Source organism: Listeria monocytogenes ATCC 19117, from assembly GCF_000307025.1.
Lineage (GTDB): Bacteria > Bacillota > Bacilli > Lactobacillales > Listeriaceae > Listeria > Listeria monocytogenes_B.
This window is the reverse complement of record NC_018584.1, coordinates 1-26,218: the sequence shown is the minus strand read 5'-3', so window position 1 is coordinate 26,218 and position 26,218 is coordinate 1. Positions and strand designations below refer to the sequence as shown.

22 protein-coding genes and 1 pseudogene are annotated in these 26,218 nt (G+C 37.3%); 6 read left to right on the top strand and 17 right to left on the bottom strand.

Annotation, left to right across the window (positions count from 1 at the left end; translation table 11 throughout):
• The first annotated feature begins 184 nt into the window (after window positions 1-184).
• Window positions 185-1,006 carry a C39 family peptidase gene (locus LMOATCC19117_RS00115; protein WP_003725636.1) on the top strand — a complete coding sequence of 274 codons (822 nt, stop codon included), beginning with the start codon at window positions 185-187 and terminating at the stop codon, window positions 1,004-1,006.
• Window positions 1,007-1,052: 46 nt separating this feature from the next.
• Here LMOATCC19117_RS00115 and LMOATCC19117_RS00110 read toward each other — a convergent pair whose 3' ends face one another.
• Window positions 1,053-2,486 carry a 6-phospho-beta-glucosidase gene (locus LMOATCC19117_RS00110; RefSeq protein ID WP_003725635.1) on the bottom strand — a complete coding sequence of 478 codons (1,434 nt, stop codon included), beginning with the start codon at window positions 2,484-2,486 and terminating at the stop codon, window positions 1,053-1,055.
• A 225-nt stretch (window positions 2,487-2,711) separates the two neighbouring features.
• On the opposite strand from LMOATCC19117_RS00110, the gene LMOATCC19117_RS00105 reads away from it, so the two are divergent.
• On the top strand, window positions 2,712-3,830 hold the full coding sequence (locus tag LMOATCC19117_RS00105; RefSeq protein ID WP_003727566.1) for a CapA family protein: 1,119 nt from the start codon (window positions 2,712-2,714) through the stop codon (window positions 3,828-3,830).
• A 50-nt stretch (window positions 3,831-3,880) separates the two neighbouring features.
• Here LMOATCC19117_RS00105 and qoxD read toward each other — a convergent pair whose 3' ends face one another.
• From qoxD to qoxA, 4 genes are read right to left on the bottom strand one after another with little or no spacing between them, the layout of a single operon-like run.
• Window positions 3,881-4,213 carry a cytochrome aa3 quinol oxidase subunit IV gene (gene qoxD, locus LMOATCC19117_RS00100; RefSeq protein ID WP_003725633.1) on the bottom strand — a complete coding sequence of 111 codons (333 nt, stop codon included), beginning with the start codon at window positions 4,211-4,213 and terminating at the stop codon, window positions 3,881-3,883.
• Window position 4,214: 1 nt separating this feature from the next.
• Complete coding sequence (qoxC, locus tag LMOATCC19117_RS00095) at window positions 4,215-4,826, bottom strand: cytochrome aa3 quinol oxidase subunit III (RefSeq protein WP_003725632.1); 612 nt, start codon at window positions 4,824-4,826, stop codon at window positions 4,215-4,217.
• Window positions 4,814-6,793: a cytochrome aa3 quinol oxidase subunit I gene (gene qoxB, locus LMOATCC19117_RS00090; RefSeq protein WP_003725631.1), complete on the bottom strand. Its 1,980-nt coding sequence runs from the start codon at window positions 6,791-6,793 to the stop codon at window positions 4,814-4,816. The genes qoxC and qoxB overlap by 13 nt, the downstream gene beginning before the upstream one ends.
• A gap of 18 nt (window positions 6,794-6,811) precedes the next feature.
• Window positions 6,812-7,918 (bottom strand): cytochrome aa3 quinol oxidase subunit II, encoded by a 1,107-nt coding sequence (gene qoxA, locus LMOATCC19117_RS00085; RefSeq protein ID WP_003727568.1) that lies wholly within the window; start codon window positions 7,916-7,918, stop codon window positions 6,812-6,814.
• Window positions 7,919-8,367: 449 nt separating this feature from the next.
• On the opposite strand from qoxA, the gene LMOATCC19117_RS00080 reads away from it, so the two are divergent.
• The 4 genes and pseudogenes from LMOATCC19117_RS00080 (at window position 8,368) to LMOATCC19117_RS00065 (ending at window position 10,253) form a co-directional block, all read left to right on the top strand.
• On the top strand, window positions 8,368-8,724 hold the full coding sequence (locus tag LMOATCC19117_RS00080; protein WP_003734189.1) for a GW domain-containing glycosaminoglycan-binding protein: 357 nt from the start codon (window positions 8,368-8,370) through the stop codon (window positions 8,722-8,724).
• Window positions 8,725-8,742: 18 nt separating this feature from the next.
• A pseudogene (locus LMOATCC19117_RS15000) lies at window positions 8,743-9,210 on the top strand (GW domain-containing glycosaminoglycan-binding protein); the annotation flags it as partial.
• A 36-nt stretch (window positions 9,211-9,246) separates the two neighbouring features.
• Window positions 9,247-10,041: an SH3-like domain-containing protein gene (locus LMOATCC19117_RS14995; RefSeq protein WP_003743311.1), complete on the top strand. Its 795-nt coding sequence runs from the start codon at window positions 9,247-9,249 to the stop codon at window positions 10,039-10,041.
• A gap of 17 nt (window positions 10,042-10,058) precedes the next feature.
• Window positions 10,059-10,253, top strand: coding sequence for a hypothetical protein (locus LMOATCC19117_RS00065; protein WP_003725626.1), 195 nt, complete (start codon window positions 10,059-10,061; stop codon window positions 10,251-10,253).
• A gap of 92 nt (window positions 10,254-10,345) precedes the next feature.
• Here LMOATCC19117_RS00065 and LMOATCC19117_RS00060 read toward each other — a convergent pair whose 3' ends face one another.
• The 12 genes from LMOATCC19117_RS00060 to dnaA all read right to left on the bottom strand — a co-directional run bounded on the left by LMOATCC19117_RS00060 (window position 10,346) and on the right by dnaA (window position 25,900).
• Window positions 10,346-11,425: a phosphomevalonate kinase gene (locus LMOATCC19117_RS00060; RefSeq protein WP_003727569.1), complete on the bottom strand. Its 1,080-nt coding sequence runs from the start codon at window positions 11,423-11,425 to the stop codon at window positions 10,346-10,348.
• Window positions 11,406-12,377, bottom strand: coding sequence for a diphosphomevalonate decarboxylase (gene mvaD / locus LMOATCC19117_RS00055; protein WP_003741301.1), 972 nt, complete (start codon window positions 12,375-12,377; stop codon window positions 11,406-11,408). The genes LMOATCC19117_RS00060 and mvaD overlap by 20 nt, the downstream gene beginning before the upstream one ends.
• On the bottom strand, window positions 12,334-13,302 hold the full coding sequence (mvk, locus tag LMOATCC19117_RS00050; protein ID WP_003734191.1) for a mevalonate kinase: 969 nt from the start codon (window positions 13,300-13,302) through the stop codon (window positions 12,334-12,336). Before mvk ends, mvaD begins: the two co-directional genes overlap by 44 nt.
• A 141-nt stretch (window positions 13,303-13,443) precedes the next feature.
• Complete coding sequence (speG, locus tag LMOATCC19117_RS00045; RefSeq protein WP_003728720.1) at window positions 13,444-13,962, bottom strand: spermidine N1-acetyltransferase; 519 nt, start codon at window positions 13,960-13,962, stop codon at window positions 13,444-13,446.
• Window positions 13,963-13,977: 15 nt separating this feature from the next.
• Complete coding sequence (gene cls, locus LMOATCC19117_RS00040) at window positions 13,978-15,492, bottom strand: cardiolipin synthase (protein WP_003734192.1); 1,515 nt, start codon at window positions 15,490-15,492, stop codon at window positions 13,978-13,980.
• Between the two features lie 133 nt (window positions 15,493-15,625).
• Window positions 15,626-18,154: a DNA gyrase subunit A gene (gene gyrA / locus LMOATCC19117_RS00035; protein WP_003725619.1), complete on the bottom strand. Its 2,529-nt coding sequence runs from the start codon at window positions 18,152-18,154 to the stop codon at window positions 15,626-15,628.
• Window positions 18,155-18,248: 94 nt separating this feature from the next.
• Window positions 18,249-20,189, bottom strand: coding sequence for a DNA topoisomerase (ATP-hydrolyzing) subunit B (gene gyrB, locus LMOATCC19117_RS00030; protein WP_003723769.1), 1,941 nt, complete (start codon window positions 20,187-20,189; stop codon window positions 18,249-18,251).
• A 48-nt stretch (window positions 20,190-20,237) separates the two neighbouring features.
• Window positions 20,238-21,350 (bottom strand): DNA replication/repair protein RecF, encoded by a 1,113-nt coding sequence (gene recF, locus LMOATCC19117_RS00025; protein WP_003734193.1) that lies wholly within the window; start codon window positions 21,348-21,350, stop codon window positions 20,238-20,240.
• Window positions 21,351-21,353: 3 nt separating this feature from the next.
• A complete protein-coding gene (gene yaaA, locus LMOATCC19117_RS00020; RefSeq protein WP_010958651.1) occupies window positions 21,354-21,575 on the bottom strand; it encodes a S4 domain-containing protein YaaA in 222 nt (73 codons plus the stop codon).
• Between the two features lie 179 nt (window positions 21,576-21,754).
• Window positions 21,755-23,098: an MATE family efflux transporter gene (locus LMOATCC19117_RS00015; RefSeq protein WP_003725617.1), complete on the bottom strand. Its 1,344-nt coding sequence runs from the start codon at window positions 23,096-23,098 to the stop codon at window positions 21,755-21,757.
• 107 nt (window positions 23,099-23,205) lie between these two features.
• Window positions 23,206-24,351, bottom strand: coding sequence for a DNA polymerase III subunit beta (gene dnaN / locus LMOATCC19117_RS00010; protein WP_003725616.1), 1,146 nt, complete (start codon window positions 24,349-24,351; stop codon window positions 23,206-23,208).
• A gap of 193 nt (window positions 24,352-24,544) precedes the next feature.
• Complete coding sequence (gene dnaA, locus LMOATCC19117_RS00005; RefSeq protein ID WP_003727573.1) at window positions 24,545-25,900, bottom strand: chromosomal replication initiator protein DnaA; 1,356 nt, start codon at window positions 25,898-25,900, stop codon at window positions 24,545-24,547.
• Between the last annotated feature and the right edge of the window lie 318 nt (window positions 25,901-26,218).

Here is a 26,218-nt window from a genome sequence, read left to right as displayed (position 1 = left end):
TACCATGATAATTTTTTGATTGCAAACTTGAATTAGCCTGCTATCACTGAACTTTAAATTAATAACCGGTTAACACGTTAAGTTCATTTTTATAGTACCACGGCCATTTCATTTATGCAAGCGTTTTCTTTTTATTTTTCCAAAATAGGGTATACATAAGTAATCTGTATCAAAGGGGGATATAATGGGGAATTCTTTTAGTAAATGGGGGAAATGGATACTTGTCCTTGGGTTAATGTTCAGCGTTTTTAGTGTTTCTACAGCTGGTCAGGCGGCGGCAAAAGAGACTGTGATTAACAAGCAAATGGTAACAACTGCAAGCCTTAATGTTCGTTCAACTAATTCGACTTCTGGGAAAGTTATTGGTTGGCTTAAGAGCAATACAAAGTTCAAAGCGATTGCTAAAACATCGAATAACTGGTATCGATTTAGTTTGAAAGGAAAAAATGGCTACGTATCTGGGAAATACGTCAAGGCCGCAACTGCCGCGCCGGCACCAAAACCTTCAACGCCAAAAATTGTGCAAATGAATGTGCCTTTAATCGTTCAGCGTCCACAATTACCAACTGGCTGCGAGATTACAAACATTGCGATGATGCTGCGCTACGCTGGGAAAAATGTCGATAAAGTCAAACTTGCCAAAGAAATGAAACGTCATAAATCCAATCCGAATTATGGTTTTGTTGGAAATCCATTCTCTAAGAGTGGCTGGACGATTTATCCACCGGCTTTAGTTAATCAAGTTAAAAAATATACTGGGAGCGCGAAGAATATGACTGGAACAAATTTAGCTGGTATTAAAAATCAGTTGAATAAAAAACGTCCAGTTGTAGCTTGGGTTAGTAATTTCCATGGTTTTTCCGTTCATGCGATTACTATTACAGGTTATGATAAAAATAATTTTTACTATAACGACAGCTGGTCCGGTCAAAAAAATGCACGAATTTCGCAAAGTTATTTTAATACTTGTTGGAGCAAACAAGCAAAACGCGCGATTTCATATTAAAATAAAATCCCCACTTTCGATGATGAAAGTGGGGATTTCTGATATATTAGTCGATATCTTTACCATTTGTTTCAATTACTTTTTTGTACCAGTCGAATGATTTTTTCTTCGAGCGGTTTAGGGTTCCGTTGCCTTTATTATCGCGGTCAACGTAGATGAAGCCGTAGCGTTTTTTCATTTCGCCAGAGCCAGCGCTGACAAGGTCGATGCAGCCCCATGGTGTATAACCAAGAAGTTCCACGCCATCCTCAATTGCTTCGCCCATTTCGCGAACGTGTTCACGCATGTAGTCGATTCTGTAATCATCAGTGATTGAGCCGTCTTCTGCCACAGTATCCACTGCACCTAAGCCATTTTCAACGATGAAAAGAGGTTTTTGATAACGGTCGTAAATTGTATTCATCGTAATACGTAGACCTAGTGGATCAATTTGCCAACCCCATTCGCTTGCTTTTAGGTATGGGTTTTTTAGTGTTGCGAAAACGTTGCCTTCTGTTTCTTTGTTTTTCTCTGGATCTGCGCTTGTTAGACGAGAAGAATAGTAGCTGAATGCCACGTAATCAACTGTGTGATCGCGTAATACGTCTAAATCGCCATCTTCCATTTTGATGTTGATGTTGTGTTCTTTGAAGAAACGCTTAGTGTAGCTTGGGTAGTATCCGCGTGCTTGAACATCAATGAAGAAGTAGCCTTCACGGTCCGCCTCGATAGACTTCCAGACATCTTTTGGATTACAAGTCATTGGATATGTGTTACCCGCTGCAAGCATACAACCGATTTGATTTTCAGGATTGATTTCATGACCAAGTTTAGTTGCAAGTGCTGATGCAACTAATTGATGATGAGCAGCTTGATATTTAACTTCCTCTGGATTATCCTCTTTAGTAACGTCTAAACCTCCACCAATGTATGGAAGATGAAGAATCATGTTAATTTCATTAAATGTCATCCAATATTTTACTTTATCTTTATAACGCGTGAAAATTGCTTCACAGAAATTCAAGTAAAAGTCGATGCATTTACGATTTTTCCAACCACCATATTTTTTGAAAACTTCTAGCGGAGTATCAAAATGGTTGATTGTAACAACTGGTTCGATACCATATTTGTGACATTCATCAAAAACTGCATCATAAAATGCTAAACCTTTTTCATTTGGTGTCGTTTCATCACCATTCGGGAAAATACGTGGCCAACTGATGGACATACGGAAACATTTGAATCCCATTTCAGCCATTAATTTAATGTCTTCTTTATAACGATGATAAAAATCAATTGATTCGTGACTTGGGTAAAAACCATAATCTGTAGCAAGCGCTTTCGATGGATTGAATAAAGCTTCCCAACGTCCGTCCTCTACTGTTGGAAGGATATCAACAAGTGAAAGTCCTTTACCGTCTTCAAGATAAGCTCCTTCACATTGGTTGGCAGCAACTGCTCCGCCCCATAAAAAGTCTTTAGGAAATTTTGATTCTGTCATTTTTGTATATCTCCTCTCACGAATATAATTTACTTTTCCACTATAGAATATGTAATGCATTACATAGCAAGCAATAATTTCAAATTTTTTAAATTCGTTTTCCATTTTATGATTTTAAAGTTCACAATTTAGCCATTAAAATCCAAAAAAAAGCCTATTTTTGATAAAAACCCTTTTCTCCATACTGATAGAATTAGATAACTTTTTAATTTAGGAGGAGAAAAAATGAAATCAAGAAAAAAAGGGATTATCTTGGTACTGTCTATTATTATAATTTTTTCCATCGGTTTATTAGTGAACAACATCATGACAAATAACAAAGATACCGCTAAGCCAAAAAAGAAAACCGTCGCTGCTGTTAAAAAGAAAAAAGAAACACCTCCAAAACCAAAAGAACCATTTAACATTGATTTTACAGGTGATATTATGTTTGATTGGGATTTACGCCCCGTTTTAGCAGAGAAGGGAATGGATTATCCTTTTAATAATGTTCGCGAGGAATTGAAATCAAGCGACTATACATTTGTTGATTTAGAAACAGCTATTACAACTCGAACAAAAAAAGTCCCCTACCAAGAATTTTGGATTAAAAGTGATCCTAGTTCTTTAACAGCTCTTAAAAATGCAGGGGTTGATATGGTTAATATTAGTAATAACCACATTTTAGACTATTACGAAGATGGATTACTCGACACAACGGCTGCTTTACGCGCCAATAACCTAGCCTATGTTGGCGCCGGTAAAAATGAAGATGAAGCCTATCAACTTAAAGTTGCTGACATCAAAGGTAATAAAGTTGGATTCATGTCGTTTTGCCACTTTTTCCCAAATACTGGTTGGATTGCCGATGAAGATACTCCTGGGGTTACTAATGGTTATGATATAAATTTAGTCGAAGAAAAAATCAAAGAAGAACGCGCAAAAAATAAAGATATTGATTATATGGTCGTCTATTTTCACTGGGGAGTTGAAAAGACGAATACACCTGTAGATTATCAAACCCAATACGTTAAAAAACTCGTGGATGATCATTTAGTTGACGCGATTGTTGCTAGCCATCCACACTGGCTCCAAAGTTTTGAAGTATACAAAGATGTTCCAATTGCTTATTCATTAGGTAATTTCTTGTTTCCTGACTATGTTTCTGGTCATTCAGCAGAAACAGGTATTTATAAACTGAATTTTAATCAAGGTAAAGTGACTGCGCATTTTGATCCTGGTATTATTTCAGGTAATCAAATTAATATGCTTGACGGTTCTGCCAAGACAGCACAATTAAATTATCTCCAATCCATTTCTCCAAATGCAACTATTAATAGTAATGGTGATATATCCGCAAAATAAAAAAAGCTGATGCTAGTTCGGTTTTAACCGTTCTAAGCATCAGCTTTTTTTTATAACAAATGATTCATATGGCCAATTTCCATTACCCAATAAGAACCAATAACTACGACAATCGCGATAAATGCGGCGAATAAAATATTACCGATTTGAATTTTACCATCGCGGCCTTCTGTCATGTGCATGAACATCAGAAGCTGTAAGGCTGCCTGAATGAACGCAAAGATGAAAATAATAACTACCTTAACATTTGTTGTTAGCGTCGAATAAAGAGCCACCCAGACTGCTAGAAGCGTCAAAATAACTGATAACGCAAAGCCAACAATATGTTTCCAAGGAATGCCACCTTCAGCATGAGCTGCATTTGATTTATTATTTTGTGTCATATTAGTTCACCATCCCTAGCAAATAGACACCGGTGAAAATGAAAATCCACACAACATCCAAGAAATGCCAGTATAAACTGGAAATAAATACTTTTGATGCTGTTTTTGGCGTCAAACCATGCATTTTAATTTGAATCAGAATAAAACTAATCCAGAAAATCCCGACCGTTACGTGAAGTCCATGTGTTCCTAGTAGAACGAAGAATGCCGACCAGTAAGAACCGATTTGCATTGTAACGCCTTCTGTCACATAGTGTGCAAATTCATAAAGCTCAAAGCCAACAAATCCCGCACCAAGAATTAATGTGATAATCGAGTAAATCGTCAACATTTTCACATTGCCCTTACGCATCTCACCAATTGCTAAACCACACGTAAAACTACTTGTTAAAAGTAAAAATGTCATTATTAGCACTAGCCAAAGTTCGAACATTTCTGCTGGCGGATGACCCGCATTCGAGCCAGCCTTTCTCATAACAAAGTAAGTCGCAAAAAGCGTTGCAAACAATGCAATTTCGGCGCCAAGGAAAATCCAGAATCCAAGAATATTTAATCGACCTTGTTCTGATCTATATTCAATTGGCAGATTTTTATTTGTTTCTACAGATTCCATGGGTTACCCTCCTTCACACCAGTCGCAAGTTCGCGCGCATTATGTTCTTCTGTTGCTTTAATTTCGTCCACTTCAACGTGGTAACCATCGTTATTTTGGAATGAACGATAAATCATACATCCTAAAATACCAACTAGGCCAATAATTCCCATCCAGTACCAGTAGAAGACTAGTCCGAAACCTGCAATGAAGAAGAAGACAGACATTACAAACCCAACCATGGTATTACTTGGCATATGGATTGGTTTATAATTTTTATCATTTACATATGGATCGCCTTTTTGTTTTCTATTCCAGAAATCATCCAAGTCATTCCATTCAGGTAAAACAGCAAAGTTATATTTTGGAGGAACAGCGGAACTTGTAGCCCATTCAAGCGTACGAGCATCCCACGGGTCACCAGTAACTTCACGTTTAGAGTTTTTGTAGCTGTAGTAGATGTTGTAGCAAAGAACTAAGAATGCTACACCCATCAAGAATCCGCCCACAGTAGAGATAAAGTTAAGCGTTGTCCAGCCATCACCTTGTACGTAAGTGTAAATACGACGCGGCATACCATCTAGTCCTAGGAAATATTGCGGGAAGAAACAAACGTTAAATCCAACAACGAAAATCCAGAAGAACCATTTACCAATTTTTTCATTTAGTCTGTAACCGACCATTTTTGGATACCAGTATGTAAGCCCGGCAAAGCAGGAGAACACAGTTCCAGCAATTAATACGTAGTGGAAATGGGATACTAAGAAGTACGTATTGTGATATTGATAATCGGCTGCAGCCATCGCAAGCATAACCCCAGTTACCCCACCAACAACAAAGTTAGGGATAAAGGCAAGCGACCAAAGCATTGGCGTTGTAAAGGTTATTCGCCCTTTGTACATCGTAAAGAGCCAGTTGAATATCTTAATCCCGGTCGGTATCGCAATCATCATCGTTGTAATGGAGAAGAAGGAGTTAACAAGCGCCCCTGATCCCATTGTAAAGAAGTGATGGACCCAAACTAGGAAACTTAGTAAAGAAATAACTGCCATCGCGGCAACCATCGCCGGATAACCGAATAATTTTTTCCTCGAGAAAGTAGAAATAATCTCTGAGAAAATACCGAAAGCTGGCAAAATAACAATATATACTTCCGGATGACCCCAAACCCAGAACAAGTTGGCCCACATCATTGGGAGCCCGCCATTCGTGAGTGTGAAGAATGCTGTCCCAAACAGTCGGTCAAATGACATCAAAGCAAGTGCCACTGTTAAAACTGGGAAAGCGAAAATAATGATCAAACTTGTAATTAATGAAGACCAAGTAAACATTGGCATTTTCATTAACGTCATACCTTTTGTACGCATTCTTAAAATCGTGACGAAAAAGTTAATCCCCGTCATCAGCGTACCAATACCAGCGATTTGAACACCTAGAAGATAGAAGTTAATTCCATATCCAGCGCTAAAATCTGTCGCAAGTGGCGCATAGTTTGTCCAACCAGCATCTGGCGAACCACCAATTACGAATGATAAGTTAAATAGCATCGCTCCCATAAAGAACGTCCAAAAACTTAAGTTGTTTAAAAATGGAAATGCTACATCACGCGCACCAATTTGAAGTGGTACGGCAATGTTCATCAACCCGATGATAAACGGCATCGCCATAAATAAAATCATAATCGTTCCATGTGTAGAAAAAACTTCATTGTAATGCTGTGCGTCTAAAAATTTCATATCCGGTAAAGCGAGCTGGGTACGCATCATTAGCGCATCCACACCACCACGGAAAAACATTAAGACAGCAGCAAGCAAGTACATAATACCAATTTTTTTATGATCAACGGAAGAAATCCACTCTTTCATGAGCCACTTCCATTTTTTTGTATAAGTTAGTAACGCAACAACACCAATACTTACAAGTACGATAGAAATCTGCGCGCCTAAAATCATTGGGTCGCCAGTTACGATAAACTCATTCCATTTCATGCCTTATGTCCCCCCTTTTTACTTCCCTGCGTCATCCGATTCTTTTTTATTGAATTCATTTGTTTGGATGTCTTCTTCCATTTTCTTCATTTCATCTTCGCGGTGTTTATCCTCGTGGTAACCTTCGCCGTTTTTAATAATTTGTGGCTTCATATCATGACGCTCAAATTGCGGATTAGTTACTGTCACAGGACGAACCGGAAGCATTGGTTCATCAGAAATGGTTGATTTTGTGTTTGGATTATGCGGATTTGTCATCTCATAACCAAAACGTTTGTAGGCATAGAAAACATACTCTGGATCAGCTGCTACATCAACAAATGCTAAATGCGTACCAGAATAAGTCTTTTTCTTAGAGCTTCCAGGAATTAAAAGACGATCATATATGTCTTGTGTAATAACTGGCGAGCTTGCTTTTGTTTCTTTCGCCCATTTTTTGAAATCTTTTTCAGATTGAGCTACTACATCAAAGCGTTGATCCGCAAAACCTTCGCCGTTGAAGTTTGCGTTACGGCCTTTATATGTACCAACTTCATCTGCTTGTAAATATAAATTCATTGTCATGCCAGACATCGCATATTTTTGTCCACCTAACTGCGGAACCCAAAAGCTTGTCATCGTATCTGCAGAAGTTAATTTGAATAGTACAGGACGATTGGTTGGAATGTTTACATAGTTCACCGTTTCAATCGACTCATCTGGATAACTAAAAATCCATTTCCAGTCTGCACTTGTTGCGTAAATAACAATTGGATCTTTATGCGAAGTCACTTTTGGTGCTTCTTCCCCTGCATAAATTGTTTTTACAGTCGGAATAGCTAGAGCAATAACGATTGCAACTGGAATCAATGTCCAAAAAATTTCCAGTTTTTTACTACCGTGCATATCCGGCTCATAGTTTGAAATGTCTTTCCGTTCGCGGTATTTAACCAACATAATCGTAAACAATACAAAAATCGTCAAAACAATAACCAGCATAAATATAATCGAATAAATAATTAAGTCCGACTGACCTTTTGCAACTGGCCCTTTTGGATTAAGTACCGTCAAGTCACCACAACCACTTATAAGGCCGGTAACCCCAAGTAGTGCCGTAAGCAGCAAAGATTTAAGTACCTTTGACACCCGAATCCCCTCTTTTCCTTTTGATGTTTTCTAATGTGTATTTTTGCGCAAAAATACCATTACCGGAGTGCTGAAAGAAGCTTGTTAGAACTCCTATGTAACTGAAAAAATGCTTTTACTATTTAGTTCTTTTAAAAAAACTCACAAACTTTTTTAAAAATTAATCAGCATTTTTAGAATCACTATGTTCATACTCTAACTCATTATATCTGATTTGATATCTTAGTTCAAAAACCTGATATATTAAATATTTCACAAACTTTTATTCTGTTCACTATTCCCTAGTTTGTGAAATTTAAAACAAAAAAGCAAATGATATTCAAGAATATCAAAATTCTAACCTTTTATATTATTTTTTAAATTTAAAAAATAATATTGTATTACATTAATATTTCATGCTATATTAATTTTGTAATATAATACATATAAATGAAAGAGGGAACAAAATCATGTTAAAGAGAAATGTACAAAAAGGGATGATTAGTTTAATTGCAATTATGATGTTTTTATCAATGTTCAGTTTTACAAATTTAAATTCTATTAAAACTGTAGAGGCTGCAACAACTGCGTACAATACAATTGAGTACAATAAATCAGTTAATTTAGATGCTAATATTGCATATCCAGAAACAAATGCATTTTGGTCTGCACCATATTATTCAGAAGGATCAACATTTATATCAAGTGCAACTGCACCTTCTTATGCAAAAAAAGATGTTAAATTAATAAGAGAGGCAAAAACTGAAAGAGGAATTTACTATCAAGTAAAATTGGGAGACAAAATTATTGGTTGGCTTGATAAATGAGCTTTTAAATTTTATGAAATGCCTTCTACGGATATTGCTTACTCAAGGACCGGGAAAATCACTAACACTTCTGGACATGCAGTATGGACTCAACCTTGCGGACAAATAAACTCTACTTTAAAAGGACCAGCAAGTGATTATCTTAACAAAGAAATAACTATTTGGAGAAAAGTAGAAAACAAAAGAGGTACTTATTATCAATTTAGTGAAACCAAAACTCCTAATATAAAAGCTTGGTTAGATGCAAGAGCCATAACACTCTATGACCAAGTACATTTTAATGAAGAGTACAATCAGATGGCAGTTATATCTACAGTTATTGGACATGCAGTATGGTCAACACCTTATCTTCAGTCCGATAGTAAATTAATTGCGCCTGCTTCTAATTATGAAGGAAAAAGAGTTGAAATAATCAGAAGAGCCAAAACAACAAGGTAAATATATTATCAATTTAGTTATGATAATAAAGTAATTGGTTGGTTAGACACTAGGGCTTTCTCATTAATACCTTCAAACACTGCTATGGTGATAAGTAATAGTACAAACGACATTTTTTCAAATATAACTGATGCATATAATAAAAATAACCCTATAAATAATTCTCAAAATTATTCTCAACAATTTGTTAATATTGATGAAAGTAATTCTGATGATAATTTGGGTAACTACGTTAAAATAAGCCAAGATAACAAACCTATTGGTTGGATAGACTCTGAAAATGTAATTGATGAAAAAACTATGGATTCTATAGAAAATGATGAAGAATCAATTATTCCGGAAGAATTAATTGATAAAGTAAATGATTATGTAACAATAGAAAACAATGAATTTGTATTGTCTAACAAAGCGGAAGATGTTCTTACTTCGGAAGAGTTTGTTGAAGTTGAAGGGCAGATAGATCAAACTAATGCTGAAATCGAGGCTGATGAAACACTATCAGAAACACATATTGAGGGAAACATAATAGTTCAAGAAATCTATGAAGATGAACCAAATCAACTTCTTAAGGCATCTAAAAAAGCTTATATAAAAGCTAAATATACATGGTGGGGTATGCAAATCCAATTTTCTCATAAAGCTGTTGTTGATTTTAACGATTTTTATTGGGGGGCAGGTACGATAGGTGGATTAGGTGCAAATAAACGAATGGGGAAATTTTTAGCAAAAAAAGGAATAAAAATCGCATCACGTTATGCTGTTTGTTTGAGTTTATTTGGTGGTGGTTTAGCATGGGGAATGGGTAAAAAAGATAAAGGAAAAGGTGTAAATTTAAATTGTGTATTATATGTCCCTGCGACAATAACTACAGCTAAATAAAAGAAAAGAGTGTATACATGAAAAGAAATAAACTAAAGATAATATTTCGAATAATAGAGTTGGTATTGGGAATTTTAATTATTATCGCAACATCTGTATTATATTTTATGGATATTATTTCTGGTGGAGCCTCTGGCGTTATATCAGCTGTTGGAATGGGTATTTTTATACACGCGAATAATTTATCTAAAAAAGATAATACGACTGAATAAAAGATTCAGTTTGTTACTTTATTTTAAATGATTAAAACAAAAGCCGAACAACTTTTACTTAAAAGTTGTTCGGCTTTTATTATATATCCCCATTATTCAGTAATTTGAACTCTCCCTGTATGGAAAGGTAAATGCTTAATACCAAGCTTTTCCCACTCATTAACGAGTTTTTCGGCTAGTTCTTTCGTTTTCGAGAAAGCTATTCCGCAGTCTCCGCCACCAGAGCCAGATGATTTTCCTGCGCCACCCATGTTTTCAGCTGAGTCCGCTAGTTCTTTTAGTAAGCTTGTTTCAATATTTACGCCAGCTTTTGTTCCAAGTTCTTGAAGAATGCGACGATTTTCTTTAATAGATGAATAAAGCAATTCCTCATCTTTCGTATGGAAAGCTTGAATTATTTGCTTCATAATCTCGTTATTTCTAGTTAAAAAATGTTGGTAATTCTTGCTATCTTCTTGTTTAAAAGCATGAATTTGCGAAACTAGTTTTCCGGTACTTACAGGTGTGCCCGTCCAACCGACAGAAAAAGTCGGCACTGGTTCTTCCAATGTTTCGATTTGAAGCATTGGCCACGGCTCTTTCATAAACCATTCGAGTGATTTATAAGCCAAACGATGCTTCACCCATTCTTGATCAAACGTTGTATACGCAATCCAGCCGCCATACATACAAGAAGCAATGTCGCCACAAGAGCCATTTCCTTGTACTACTAAATGCGAAAGTGCAGCAAGTTTGAATTTTTTAAGCATTGATATTTCTGGATAAAATTTCGTCATTAGCGCGTTGATTACAGCAACTGTAGCCGCTGCACTGGAACCGAGTCCATATTTTGCGCCAGATTGGTCGATTAATTCTGTTTCAATGACCATTTTCACAGGCGTTAGCTCGATTCCTTCTGATTTCAGGAAAGTTGTCGCGATATTAATTGCTTCAGCTGTAAACGTCCAATGTTCCCCGTCTGGTTTAAGTTCTCCGCCAATTGGCCATGAAACTGGATTTTCATAATGTGGAATCCATAATTCATTGCGTTCACTATCTTCAAGAGTTAGCGTTATATAACGATTAACTGCAGTTAGAATAGCCGTATGACCTGATTCTACAACTGCATATTCACCAGCTACATATAATTTTCCGGGTATTTTAACCTGTAGTTTATTTTTCATCTGATACAACACTCGCTTCCTTACCAGCGTGGCAAATTAGAACGTTTTTAGCCAAACCTGACAACTTATCTGCTACGATATTTTCATTTTCACGCTCACAAATAACTTTAACATTTGGACCAGCATCCATTGTAAAATAGGCCGGTATACCATTTTCTCGTAATTCTCTAACAGCATCCATTATTTCAAGGGACTTCGGTTGAAAATAAGTAAATGGAGGCTCGGCACCAAGCGTTGTCGCATGCATTTTCATTCCGTTTCGTTCTGTGATTTCGCCCACTTTGATGAAATCTTCATCCAAAATAGCTTGTTTCATTTCTTCCAAGTCTGTTTCAGCAGCAGAAACCCATTTTTCGAAAAACGGTGATGTTTCAACAGTTAGGCGCATTCCATCCCGACTAGAAACTTTCTTTTCTTTATCCGAAACGACTGCGACTACAAGAGACATTTTGTCACATAATTTGTTGGTGAAAGGTACTGCAAATGAATCACTACCGTCCGCGAGTTCGCCTTTTTCCCAAATGACAAAATCTCCGAAAACGGAACGAGAAGCAGAACCAGACCCGAAACGAGCCAGTCTGGAAATATATTCTTTTGTGTCTTTTCTGCCAGCAGCGCTAGATCCAGCAAGTGCAAGAGCTGCAAATGCAGAAGCCGATGAAGCAAGCCCGGCCGCAGTTGGAACGTGATTTTCGGAAGTGATTTTTGCTTTTGCTGAAATACCGAATTCTTCACGCATTTTATCTATAAAACGAGCTACTTTTGCATCCGTTTTGTGTTCATTATTTAGAATAAATGTATCTTGGGCTAAATTTCCGTCCCATTCTACCGTTGTTTTTGTATAAAATTTATCTACCGTGAAGGATAAACTACTGTTTGCAGGTAGAATCAAGTGTTCATCGCGTTTTCCCCAGTATTTAATTAGCGCCACATTCGTGTGTGCGATGGCTGTCGCTTTCATAACTACCTTCTCCAATCGTAAAAATCCATTCTTGTGCAGCTCCAGCATTATGAAGCTCCTTCGTTATTTGTTCAGCGATTTCTTGATTTTTTGCTACAGCGATAATACATCCACCTCTACCGCCACCTGTAAGTTTTGCCCCGTCTGCACCACTACTTCTAGCTACTTCTATTAATTTCTCTAAACTACTATCACTTACTGTCAAAGTTTCTAAATAAGATTGTGCCTTATTCATTGCAGCACCTATTTTCACAGTATCTGCATCGCCTTCTAAATGAGTCTTTATTTCCCGGGAAATATCGCCGAGTTGATGAATTATTTTACCAATTTCTGTTTGATTTTCTTTATATAAAGCTTGAACATCCTTCACCGCGTCTCTGGTTTCACTTGGAACTCCAGTATCTGCTACTACGAACGTGATTTTTTTTGAAAAATGCATAATTTCTAGTTTTCGATCTCGCTCATACCATACTGGTTTTTCACTCACAACCGTGATAGCATCAACACCACTAGCATTGCCATGAGCAATTTTTTCTGCCGCATTCACAATGGCTAATAATTTTTTCGAGTCTAATTCTTGATTAAAATATTTATATAAGCCACGCGCAATACTTGTTGCTACAGCGGCACTTGAACCTAAACCTCGTCCAATTGGAACACCTGAAACTACATGGATAGAAACGCATTCGCCTTTTCCAATCTCATTTAAAACATCTACAACTAATGCTTTGATTCCTGCTAAGAAATCAGGCATATCATCTAAATCACCTGAAAAAAATGCCGAAGAAAATTTGGTTTTTGTAGAATTTTCTACATTTGTCGTTACTATTGCTTGTGTAAATGGGACTGAAATCGCCGGTTCTCCGTATACAACTGCATGTTCTCCGCATAATATCATTTTAGCTGTCCCAATGCCTGTAGCCAATGCACGCCAATCCTTTCTCCATCAAAATAATACAAACTTTAATACTTCATGATACCATAATTTTTTCACTAAAACCTTATTATAGAACTTTTTTTGACCCAAAACAATGATTGGCGCAACTTTTCCCGCGCCAATCACCTTTTAAATATCCATTTCTCGATATTGATGTTGGAAAATACACATTCTAATAGCATCATGATAAGTTCCATCAACGAAAAACTCATCAATTAGTTCGCCTTCACGAATAAAACCAACTTTTTCATAGACATGAATAGCTTTTTCATTTACTTTATCAACAACTAAATATAGTTTATGCAGATTTAGTACGTGAAAAGCATATTTCATTGCGAGTTTTGTGGCAGAAACAGCGTAACCGTGCCCCTGAAACTTAGGATCAATAATAATTTGAAATTCGGCTCTTCGGTGAATATAATCAATTTCCATCAATTCGACAAGTCCAACCATTTGACCATCTAATTCTAAAATAAAACGGCGTTCTGACTGATCGTGAATGTGCTTATCATATAGCTCCTGAAGCTCGACGAACGCCTCATATGGCTCTTCAAACCAATAAGACATTATTTTCGCGTCATTATTTAACCGGTGAACAAATTTTAAATCTTCTCGTTCAAGCGGTCTAAGTTTTAAATCTCCACTCATTTTTCCACTCCTAAATTATAAAATTGGTGATAGTAAACTAGATAGAACTTCTTTTATACGAGTCAATAATGGTTTGTTTTCCATATCTTTCATCGTAAAAAGTCGGCTATCTTCAAAATCTTTCTCAAAATCACGTTTTAAATGATGCATAGCCTCGCTTTCATCATATAAGAATACCATTAATTCATGATTCAATCTAAAACTACGCACGTCAAAATTGGCAGTACCTATAGCTGCACGCGTCCCGTCCACTAGCATTGCCTTCGCATGAACAAAAGAATCATCGGCATAAGCATACATTTTCGCGCCTGCTTCAATCATTGTTTTCACATACGCATTACTTCCGTGGAATGAAATCCCGCGATCACCTTTGCCTGGAATAATAACTCGCACGTCAACACCGCTCATCGCAACCCGGCGAATAACTGCAAGCGACTCCTCATCTGGAACAAAGTAAGGCGACACAATCCAAACAGATTCTTTAGCGGAATCAATTAAATCAAGCATCGAATCGCGAACCCATTTTTCTTTATCATATGGTCCGCCGTAAATCACTTGCGCCCATTCGTCACCCACATCAACTGGTGAAAAATATTGTTGTAATCCAGCTTCACTAATAAATTGATCTGCAGCACCTGCTTGGTTTTCCATATAGACCCAATCATTTAGAAAAGATTCTTGAAGTTCGATAACAGCTTGGCCTGTGATTTTAATATGTGTATCGCGCCAAACACGGAAATCTGGTGTATTAGAACGATATTCTTCTCCAATATTAAGCCCGCCTGTAAAGCCAATTTGACCATCAATCACGACAATTTTACGGTGATTTCTTAAATTGGCTGTTCTTACAATCCAGGGAGAGGTAATTGGGTCAAATGCGTGAATACTAACTCCAGCTTCTTTCAAAGGAGCTAAAAAGGCTTTACCCAGTTTGCTTGATCCAAGCCCATCAAACATAAATCTAACTTCAACGCCTGCTTTTGCTTTTTCTACCAAAATATCACGAATCTTTGTAGAAATTTCATCCGTTTTGAAAATATAGTATTGAATATGAATGTGGTTTTCAGCCTTTCTAAGCGCGTCTAAGAGCACTGGAAAAGTTTCTTCGCCATTTGTTAATATTTCGATTTTATTCCCCTTAATTGGCTCTATGGACGTTAAATGCGCAATTCTTTTAGATAGTCGTGGTAATTTTTCATTAGTGTTGTTTGGAATTGCGTGAATCGCATTAATTAATTTAGCTTTTTCCATTACTTGAGCTGTGCTGAATTTTCTAGTTGCTGGATTTCTACCAAACACAAGGTAACTAATCGTTCCAAGTACAGGTAAAATGAAAATAACCGCAATCCAGGCGACTTTTGAGCTAGTATTCCGTTGATCAAAGAGTAGTAGCCGAATCACAATAATTAATCCGCATAATTGGATAAGTCCACTTGTTACTAAGAATAATATAGCTGCTTGATTGATTAAAAAGTATTCCACTAAAAATAAAACTACTGCTATAAACAGAAATTGAATCAGTTTGCGCATTTGTTCAACTCTTCCCTTTTTAAGACGTATTAAGGATATTATACATAAATTATAGCCAAAAAGCGCTTTTTATACTGGAAAAAAGCTGGAAAATCGTTCTAATTCGCAAATTAGAGTCATCTCCAGCTTGATTTTATTCTTCTATATCGCTTCCAGGAGCATCTTCAAAACTTTCATCAGGAACTTGTGTGATTAATGTTTCATCGATTTCTTCCTCAAGCTCAACTTCATCTTCTTCTTTTGGCACTTTTGCAACAGTAGCTACTTTTTCATCTTCATCAAGACGAATTAGTTTGACACCCATTGCGCTACGACCTGTTTGTGATACTGTATCAATTTCGAAACGAATTAATACGCCACTTACTGTCATTAGCATTAAGTCTTCTTCACCAGTCACTGTTTTCATTGCGACTAAGTTACCATTTTTCTCTGTGATTGTAACGGTTTTAACACCCATACCACCGCGATTACGAAGCGGGTACTGGGAAGCCGGTGTTTGTTTACCGTATCCTTTTTCCGTTACAACGAGAACTTTTTCATCATCCTCAAGGACTTCCATACCGATAACTTCATCGTCTTCACGAAGTCTAATACCACGAACACCAGCAGCTGTACGGCCCATTACGCGGATATTTTCTTCTGGGAAGTAGATAGATTGTCCATGTTTCGTTGCGATAATCATGTTTTTGCTACCATCTGTCATCTGAACAGAGATTAGTTCATCGTTTTCGCGAAGTTCAACTGCACGAAGACCACTTTGACGAATTTTCGCAAATTGAGAAAGGGTTGTACGCTTCACGACACCGTGTTTAGTAGTAAAGAATAGGTAGCTATCATCAGTGAATTCGGATAGATTTATCACGGCATTCACTTGTTCTTGGCTTTCGATTCCAAGTAAGTTGATGATTGGGATACCTTTGGCGGTACGACCGTATTCAGGTACTTCATAACCTTTCGAACGGTAAACTTTACCTGTGTTAGTGAAGAATAGTAACGTATCATGCGTGCTCGTTGCAACAAGATGTTCTACGAAATCATCTTCATGAGTAGACATACCTTGGATACCACGACCACCACGACGTTGGCTACGATAAGTTGATAATGGTAAACGTTTAATATAGCCACGTTTAGTTAGTGTAATCGCCACTTCTTCTTCAGGGATTAAGTCTTCATCTTCAAGGCTTACTAAATCACCAGCCAAGATTTCTGTACGACGTTTATCCGCGTATTTAACTTTGATTTCTTCTAATTCTTCACGAATAATTTCAAGAATACGCTCATCATCAGCTAAAATGGCTTTTAAATCATTAATTAATGCCACTAAGTTTTGGTATTCTTCTTCAATTTTTTCGCGTTCCAAACCTGTTAAACGTTGCAAACGCATGTCTAAAATGGCTTGCGCTTGTTTGTCCGAAAGGTTGAATTGTGTCATCAAGCCTTCTTTAGCAACATCGGAAGTTTTTGATCCACGAATTAATTTAATAATCGCGTCAATATTATCTAGTGCAATTCGTAAACCTTCTAAAATGTGAGCGCGTGCTTCTGCTTTACGAAGCTCAAATTCCGTACGGCGCCGAATAACTACTTTTTGATGCTCTAAATAATGATAAAGAATTTCTTTTAAATTAAGTACTTTTGGATGATTGTCGACAAGTGCGAGCATATTAATACCAAAAGTAGTTTGAAGTGCTGTCATTTTGAATAAATTATTCACGATAACACTTGCACTAATATCACGACGAACTTCAATAACAATGCGCATTCCAGAACGGTCAGATTCATCGTTTAGGGAAGTGATACCGTCGATTTTCTTCTCACGAGCTAGTTCGGCAATACGCTCAACTAGGCGCGCTTTATTTACTTGGTAAGGAATTTCGGTAATAACGATTGTTTCTTTACCATTTTTCTTTTCTTCAATATCGACACGACCACGAACAGTAATCGAACCACGGCCACTTTCGTAAGCGCGACGGATTCCGCTACGCCCCATAATCATCCCAGCAGTAGGGAAGTCAGGGCCAGGGATATATTCCATTAAATCACGAATAGTAATATCCGGATCATGACTAAGTGCTAAAACGCCGTCAATAACTTCACCAAGATGGTGGGTAGGAATGTTTGTTGCCATACCAACTGCGATACCTGACGAACCATTGACAAGTAAGTTAGGGAAACGCGCTGGTAAAATGACTGGCTCACGTTCAGAACCATCGTAGTTATCAGCATAATCAATTGTATCTTTATTAATATCGCGAAGAAGTTCCATCGAAATTTTTGACATACGTGCTTCTGTATAACGCATCGCTGCCGCCATATCGCCATCGACCGAACCAAAGTTACCATGTCCATCAACTAGCATATTACGGTAACTAAAATCTTGCGCCATCCGAACCATTGTAAAATAAACCGCTGTATCGCCGTGGGGGTGATACTTACCGATTACTTCACCAACGATACGAGCTGATTTTTTATAGGCCTTATCAGAAGTCATACCTAAGTCATTCATCGCATATAGAATACGACGATGAACTGGTTTTAATCCGTCACGAACGTCTGGTAGGGCACGGGCAACAATTACACTCATCGCATAGTCCAGGAATGATGTCCGCATTTCTTTATTTAAGTTTATCTCTGTTATTCGTTGATTTGGTGTTTCTGCCATTGTTAGAGAAACCTCCCTTTCAAAAGTAAGGCTGAATCTAGTTCAAACCTTTTAAAAACAATTAATAACCCAATTATTACCCGGGAAATATTTATTAAACATCCAAGTTTTTAACGTATTGCGCGTTGTCTTCGATGAATTTACGACGAGGTTCCACGCGGTCACCCATCAACATTTCAAAAGTTTCATCGGCATCAATAGCGTCTTTGATATTGACTTGAAGTAGTGTACGGTGTTCCGGATTCATGGTTGTATCCCAAAGTTGTTCTGGGTTCATTTCTCCAAGACCTTTATATCGTTGAATGCTGTATTTAGTGTCTCCGTCAAGGGAAGCTAGATAGTCTTCTAACTGTCCGTCGCTATATACATATTCTATTTGTTTACCGTGCTTAATTTGATAAAGCGGTGGTTGTGCAATATAGATATAACCAGCATCAAGCAGTGGGCGCATATAACGATAAAATAGCGTAAGAAGTAGTGTACGAATATGTGCACCATCAACATCGGCATCAGTCATAATAATTAATTTGTGGTAACGAGATTTAGAAACATCGAAATCTCCACCAAAACCAGTTCCCATAGCCGTAAAAATAGTTCGAATTTCTTCGTTAGCTAAAATTCGGTCTAAACGCGCTTTCTCCACGTTCAAAATTTTACCACGAATCGGCAAAATAGCTTGGAATAAACGGTCACGACCTTGTTTAGCTGAACCACCAGCTGAGTCACCCTCAACGATGTAAAGTTCGCTGATTTCAGGGTTACGGGAAGAACAGTCAGCTAGTTTACCTGGCAAGCTAGAAATTTCTAACCCACTGCTTTTACGAGCAACTTCACGCGCGCGCTTAGCAGCCAGACGTGCACGAGAAGCTACAACGCCCTTCTCAACGATTTTTTTAGCAACATCTGGGTTTTCCATCATAAATTTATTTAAAGCCTCAGAAAACAGCTTATCCGTGATTGAACGAGCTTCTGAATTTCCAAGTTTTGTTTTTGTTTGTCCTTCAAACTGTGGATCTGGGTGTTTGATGGAAATGATTGCTGTTAAACCTTCACGAACATCTTCACCGGAAAGGTTATCATCACTATCTTTGAACAATTTATTACGACGCGCGTAGTCATTAATAACACGTGTTAACGCCGTTTTAAATCCAGATTCGTGAGTCCCGCCTTCATACGTATGAATGTTATTTGCGAATGAAATGATATTGCTTGAGAATCCAGTATTATATTGCATGGAAATCTCAACCATAATGTCATCGCGTTCACCTTCCAAATAAATTGGTGGCTCATGGATAACGTCTTTTGCTTTATTTAAATGCTCCACGTAAGAACGAATTCCGCCTTCATAGTGGAAATCTTTACGAACTTTGTGTTCTTCGCGCTTGTCTTCAATTGAAATCGTTAAACCACGATTCAAGAAAGCAAGTTCGCGCGTACGAGTACGAAGTGTATCAAAATCAAATTCCGTTGTTTCTGTGAAAATTTGTGGATCTGGCGTAAAGTGAACAATTGTTCCACGGTAATCCGTTTCGCCTTGTTCTTCCATATCCATTACTACATCACCACGTTCAAAGCGTTGGTAATATTTTTGACCTTCACGGTGAACGTATACCTCAAGAGATGTGGAAAGGGCATTAACTACCGATGCACCAACTCCGTGAAGTCCGCCAGATACTTTATATCCGCCGCCGCCAAATTTACCACCAGCATGTAGAACGGTAAAGATAACTTCTACTGTTGGACGACCAATTTTTTCGTTAATCCCAGTAGGAATTCCACGTCCGTTATCACGAACAGTAATGCTGTTATCAGCTTCGATTGTAATTTCAATTTCTGTACAAAAACCAGCAAGTGCTTCATCAATTGCGTTATCAACAATTTCCCATACCAGGTGATGGAGTCCGCGTTGACTAGTTGAACCAATGTACATACCAGGTCTTTTCCTTACTGCCTCTAGACCTTCCAGTACTTGTATTTGATCTTCGTTATAATCTGAAGCATTTTCTTGTACATTTGTAATATTTTCTTCTGACATTAATTATTCCACCGCACTTTCTTTTTCATCAAATTATATTAACCTAGATTAGGATTTTTTTACCGTACCTTTTTCTACATAGAAAGTTGTTGCTTGTTTGAGCGTTTCATGGTCGATCCCGCTCGTACTTGTTGTCGTTACAAAGGTTTGTACTTTTCCTTCAATAGCTCCGAGCAAATGCGATTGACGATAATCATCGAGTTCACTAAGCACATCATCGAGAAGAAGAACCGGATATTCGCCAGTTTCTTCATGGATTAGGTCAATTTCTGCTAATTTTATAGAAAGTGCCGTTGTCCGTTGCTGACCTTGCGAACCAAAATCTTGCACATTTTGCCCATTAATATAAAACAGAGAATCATCCCGATGTGGTCCAATAAGCGTGACACCACGGTCGATTTCTCTTTGTTTGATTGATTCTATTTTTTGGAGCAAATCTGCTTTCCACACTTCGGGATCGTCCCCATTTAGCGTGATGGAAGCTTTATACTCAATTTTCAGCGTCTCAAGTCCTCGGGAAATTTGGTGATGAATTGGCGCCGCATATGCCTCTAGTTTTTGAATGAAATCAGCTCGTCTTTTCGTCAAATTAATGGCGACATCTGCGAACTGTTCAGTCAAAATATCGAGTAATATTGGATCTACTTTTCGTTTCATTTGCAACATCTTCAAATATTGGTTCCGTTGTTGCAATATTCGTTGGTATTCACTTAGATTATGCAAATAAATCGGCTGCATTTGTCCAATTTCCATATTCAAAAACCGACGTCTAATTCCTGGAGCGCCCTTCACAAGCGATAAATCTTCTGGGGCAAAAATAACCACATTCAAGTTACCGACATATTGGCTAAGTTTCTTTTGTTCCAAATGATTTACTTTAGCTCGCTTACCTTTTTGGGTGATAGCAAGCTCTAAAGGCACTGATTGTCCGTGCTTTGCTATTCGCCCTTCCATCTTGGCTTCTTCTTTTTCCCACATAATAAAATCTTTATCATTCGTTGTCCGATGTGACTTTGCAAGTGCAAGCATCAATACGGCTTCTAAAAGGTTGGTTTTACCTTGTGCATTCTCACCAAGAAAAACATTAACAGATGGGGAAAATTCTAGTTCTAAGTTTTCGTAATTCCGGAAATTTCTTAAAACAATACTTTCTAAATGCATCTGTTATTTTCCTTGCTCGATTTTCACTTTTCCAACACCGGGAACTAAGATAACATCGCCATTACGAAGCTTTTTCCCCCGGCGGTTGTCTTGCTCTCCGTTGATGTAAATCGTATTTTCACTAAGGTACGCTTTCGCCATTCCACCAGTTGAAACTACATCAATCATTTGTAAAAGTTGACCAAGCGTTACGAACTCGCTATTTATCTTTACTGTTTCAGCCAAAAATTTCACGCCCAATCTTTTTTTATCACTACCTTCTATTTTACTAAAGTTTTGCCAATAATACAAAGAATATTTTCATATATTCGTTTTTCAGCTTTTTTTAGCAAAACTAATGGGGGGATATTATTTATTAAAAAAAAGAAAATATGAGCTTCTCTGGCGTTTTTTTACTAAAATGGTTATTTTCGCCTAATAACTGCCTTTTTTTGCCATGCTCCTGATTTATATCTCCAAACGCCGAGCATCGTAGCTGTAATCCACGCAACTGGTGTAGCCCACCAAAGCCCTATGTAACCAATATAAAGCGATAAAACAAATCCGATAACCAGTCTCGAAACTAACTCAAAAATCCCCATAGCTAAAGGAACCATCGCATCTCCGGTGCCTCTGAGTGTTTCTCGAACAACAAATAAAACTCCCACTACGACATAAAATAAAGAGACAATAAGTAAATAACTTACACCGATATTAATAACTTCCGTCTCACTAGAATCAACAAATAGTAATAAAAACTCCCGAGCGAAAAGTTGAACTAAAATCGTTATTCCAATGCTGATAGCTGTAACTACTTTAATTCCCGACCAAAAACCTTCGCGAACGCGGTCAATTTTCCCAGCACCGATGTTCTGACCAGCAAACATCGAAGAAGCTGCTCCAAAAGCAATTCCTGGTTGATATGTAAGTGAATCAATTCGACTCGCCGCCGTATATGCCGCAACGACCGATGAACCAAATCCATTTATTAAACTTTGAAGAGCCATGTTTCCGATAGAAATAAAGGATCCTTGTAATCCAGAAGGTAGTCCAATGCGCACCATTTCTTTAAGTAGTGGGGTGGAAAGCTTGAATTTTGCGCGCTCTATCCGCATAAATGGTACGTGGCGATAAGCATAGTAAATAACGGCAATTGCTGCAGCTGTTTGAGAAAGAACTGTCGCAATAGCAGCCCCGCGAACGCCCATATCCATATATACGACAAATAAAAAATCAAGTGCAATATTCATTAAGGACGATAAAATTAAAAAAATCAGCGGTGTAATCGAATTTCCAAGCGCCCGAAGTATCGCGGCCATTCCGTTATACAGACTCATCGGTAAAATCCCAATAAAAAGAGTGGTTAAAAAGATAGTAGAATCATCCAAAATATTCGCTGGAGTTCTAAGTAAAATTAGCAATGGCTTTGCTAGCAAAACTCCTGCAACAGTTAAAATAATCGCCGAAAAAACCACCGCATAAGTCGCCGTTGCAATAACATCTTTCAAACGATCAAAATCTTTAAACCCAAAATACTGCGCTACTACGACAGAAATCCCGCTCATAAGTCCAATAATCAAAGAAATCATAAAAAAATTGACCGAATTTGTCGCTCCAACAGCAGCCAGCGCATCTACACTGACAAATTTCCCAACAATAACAGCATCAATCATCGTATAAAATTGCTGAAACAAGTTTCCAATCAACATCGGCATCGCGAATAAAAAAATTAATTTTGTCGGATTACCTGTTGTCATATCTTTCATCATGCTAAGAATTACCTCCGTTTGCATAAATATACATTTCTATCCAAAAACTGTACTATAACAAAAAAAGAATCCGCCTTGAAACCAAGACGGATGTGCTTTTTGCGAGATTAGTAAGTTCTAACCGGCGTGATTAATTGTAAAATTTCATTTGGATTGGCTGCATCTTTTGGTCGAAGTACGAATGGTCTCATTGTACCGGAGAAGGAAATTTGAATATCATCACCTTCAAAAGCACGTAGGGCATCCATCATGTATTTACCGTTAAAAGATATTTTGATCTCTTCGCCAGTAAAACTTTGGCTGAAGACATTTTCAGAAACATTCCCAACTTCTGGAGAATTGGATGATACTTCTACTTGGCCATTTTCTAGCGTCATTAATTTAATAACGTTATTACGATTTTCGCGAGCAAGTAGGGACGCACGGTCAATTGCTTGTAAAAATGCTTTGGAATTAATGACTAATTCTGATTTAGTATCAGTTGGAATTAATCGAGATGTATCTGGATAACTACCTTCAAGTAAACGAGAATAAAATAATAAATCTTTTAATTTAAAAAGAATTTGGTTGTTGGCAAGGGTCATTTCAATAGATTCGCTTGCATCATCTAAAAGTTTATTTAATTCAGATAAACTTTTTCCAGGAATAACAATGTTGTATTCTTCATCAATGTCTGTTTCAAGAGGTATTTCACGTAAAGCTAGACGATGACTATCGGTTGCAACTGCGCTTAGTTTATTTTCTTTGATAATCCAGTTTACACCAGTAAGTACTGGACGAACTTCAATCGCAGACACAGCAAAAACAGTTTGTCTAACAATATTTTTAAGTACATTAATTGGAATTTTAATTGTTTTTCCGTCTGTTACTTCAGGTAATTTAGGATATTCCATTGGATCTAAGCCATTTAATGTAAAGGATGCTTGGCCAGAACTAATGTTGGTTTGGTAGTTAGAAGTCACTTCAATTTCTACATTTTCTTCTGGTAAACGACGAACAATATCGCCAAAGTATTTTGATTGAAGTACAATTCCACCAAAACTCTCCACTTCTACAATTACTTCATCATTTTCAATTAATGGAATAAATGCTTCGATTGAAATATCGGAATCACTACCAGTTAGTGTTACACCTTCATCATTTACGACTATTTTTATCCCCGTTAAAATTGGAATCGTTGTTCTTGCAGAGATGGCACGAGTAACTTCATTGACTGCTTGGACAAGACGATCACGCTCAATAACAAATTTCATGAGTATCCCCCATTTTTTTATATTTTGTAAAACCTCAAAAACCTTTAATTAATTAATAAAAAATCGTAGTAATAGTAATAGGCGCTGTGGATTTGTGGATAAGTAGGTTATAAGCCATGCGACATAAAGTTTTCCACATGTTGATAACTTGTGGGTAAGTATGTTTCAGTTATCCACATTGTACACAGGTCTATTAAAACATATTTTGTGCTTTTCTTAAATTTTTTTCAATTTCGGCAAGGTCATTTTTCAACACTTGATCGGTTTTTAGTAGTTGCGATATTTTTTCATGTGCATGGATGACGGTTGTATGATCTCGACCACCAAATTCATCACCGATTTTTGGTAATGAGGCATCTGTAAGCTCTCTTGAAAGATACATAGCGATTTGGCGCGGGAATGCGATACTTTTCGTCCGTTTTTTTGCTTTAAAATCTTCTAAACGAACATGGAAATATTCACCGACTGCTTCTTGAATACCACTAATTGTAATAACTTGTGATTTAGAAGAGGGGATAATATCTTTTAGTGCTTCTGCTGCAAGACCAGCTGTTATATCTTTATTAACGAGGGAAGAATAAGCAACTACTCGGATGAGTGCGCCTTCTAGCTCGCGAATATTCGAATCAATTTGGTTTGCGATGTAAAGCATGACTTCATTTGGAATATCTAATCCGTCTGCTTTTGCTTTTTTACGTAAAATGGCGATCCGTGTTTCTAAGTCTGGTGGCGTAATATCAGTAATTAGGCCCCATTCAAAGCGGGATCTCAGTCGATCTTCCAATGTTGGAATTTCTTTCGGTGGTCGGTCACTGGAAATAATAATTTGCTTTTGTTCATCATAAAGTGTGTTAAATGTATGGAAAAATTCCTCTTGTGTTCCTTCTTTACCTGCTAAAAATTGAATATCATCAATAAGTAAGACATCCACATTCCGGTATTTTGTACGGAATTCTTCGGTTTTATTATCACGAATAGAGCTAATAAACTCATTGGTGAATTTTTCGCTGGAAAGGTACATTACTTTCGCATTATCTTTATGTTGTTGAACATAGTGGCCAACTGCGTGCATTAAATGTGTTTTACCGAGGCCAACTCCTCCATAAATGAAGAGTGGATTATATGCTTTCGCTGGTGCTTCGGCTACTGCAAGTGATGCTGCGTGGGCAAATCTGTTCCCTGAACCAATGACAAAAGTATCAAAAACATAACGCGGATTAAGCATATGTTTTCCAATTTCAATGCCATCTTCATCTAACGCTGGATTTGGTTTAATCACAGTGTATTCAAAGTTTTCTTCCTGCTCGCCATCAATAAAGCGGACATCAAATAAGCGACCAGTTATTTCTTGCAAAATGTTAGCGATAAATTGCGTGTAACTCTTCTCTAACCAATCGCGAACAAAATTATTGGGCGCTGAAATAATAAACGTGTTACCTTCAAGTGAATGAGCGGTTGTTGATTTCATCCATGTGTCGTAACTAGGTTTACTCATATTTTTTTTAACGATTTGCAGTGTTTCCTGCCAGATGTCTTCAATTGATTGCACTAGTAACCCCCCTTTTTTATGTAATGTAAATGGATGCTATAAAGTTATCCACAGATAGAAAAAGCCATGGATAAGGTTATCCAAACACTGTTAAAAAATTATCCACAAAGTAAAAATGTATTGTGGATAACTTTAGTTTTCCCCAGCTATATTTCTATTCGACAGGAATTATAATATCAGAAAATCACTCTGATAGCAAGGACTTACAAAATCTATCCACAAAACTGTCCAGATGTGAAAAACGGTTGTCCACAGCCAGTTAACTTGTGTATAACTTGTGTGTAAAGAAATCTGTAACGAAATTGTTAGATTTAATTA

What these genes read in the sequence shown, in the direction of transcription:
- LMOATCC19117_RS00115 (WP_003725636.1), top strand. Translation starts at nt 185, where the DNA reads ATGGGGAATTCTTTTAGTAAATGGGGGAAATGGATACTTGTCCTTGGG.
- LMOATCC19117_RS00110 (WP_003725635.1), bottom strand. Translation starts at nt 2,486, where the DNA reads ATGACAGAATCAAAATTTCCTAAAGACTTTTTATGGGGCGGAGCAGTT.
- LMOATCC19117_RS00105 (WP_003727566.1), top strand. Translation starts at nt 2,712, where the DNA reads ATGAAATCAAGAAAAAAAGGGATTATCTTGGTACTGTCTATTATTATA.
- qoxD (WP_003725633.1), bottom strand. Translation starts at nt 4,213, where the DNA reads ATGACACAAAATAATAAATCAAATGCAGCTCATGCTGAAGGTGGCATT.
- qoxC (WP_003725632.1), bottom strand. Translation starts at nt 4,826, where the DNA reads ATGGAATCTGTAGAAACAAATAAAAATCTGCCAATTGAATATAGATCA.
- qoxB (WP_003725631.1), bottom strand. Translation starts at nt 6,793, where the DNA reads ATGAAATGGAATGAGTTTATCGTAACTGGCGACCCAATGATTTTAGGC.
- LMOATCC19117_RS00080 (WP_003734189.1), top strand. Translation starts at nt 8,368, where the DNA reads ATGTTAAAGAGAAATGTACAAAAAGGGATGATTAGTTTAATTGCAATT.
- LMOATCC19117_RS14995 (WP_003743311.1), top strand. Translation starts at nt 9,247, where the DNA reads ATGGTGATAAGTAATAGTACAAACGACATTTTTTCAAATATAACTGAT.
- LMOATCC19117_RS00065 (WP_003725626.1), top strand. Translation starts at nt 10,059, where the DNA reads ATGAAAAGAAATAAACTAAAGATAATATTTCGAATAATAGAGTTGGTA.
- mvaD (WP_003741301.1), bottom strand. Translation starts at nt 12,377, where the DNA reads ATGAAAGCGACAGCCATCGCACACACGAATGTGGCGCTAATTAAATAC.
- speG (WP_003728720.1), bottom strand. Translation starts at nt 13,962, where the DNA reads ATGAGTGGAGATTTAAAACTTAGACCGCTTGAACGAGAAGATTTAAAA.
- cls (WP_003734192.1), bottom strand. Translation starts at nt 15,492, where the DNA reads ATGCGCAAACTGATTCAATTTCTGTTTATAGCAGTAGTTTTATTTTTA.
- gyrA (WP_003725619.1), bottom strand. Translation starts at nt 18,154, where the DNA reads ATGGCAGAAACACCAAATCAACGAATAACAGAGATAAACTTAAATAAA.
- gyrB (WP_003723769.1), bottom strand. Translation starts at nt 20,189, where the DNA reads ATGTCAGAAGAAAATATTACAAATGTACAAGAAAATGCTTCAGATTAT.
- recF (WP_003734193.1), bottom strand. Translation starts at nt 21,350, where the DNA reads ATGCATTTAGAAAGTATTGTTTTAAGAAATTTCCGGAATTACGAAAAC.
- LMOATCC19117_RS00015 (WP_003725617.1), bottom strand. Translation starts at nt 23,098, where the DNA reads ATGATGAAAGATATGACAACAGGTAATCCGACAAAATTAATTTTTTTA.
- dnaN (WP_003725616.1), bottom strand. Translation starts at nt 24,351, where the DNA reads ATGAAATTTGTTATTGAGCGTGATCGTCTTGTCCAAGCAGTCAATGAA.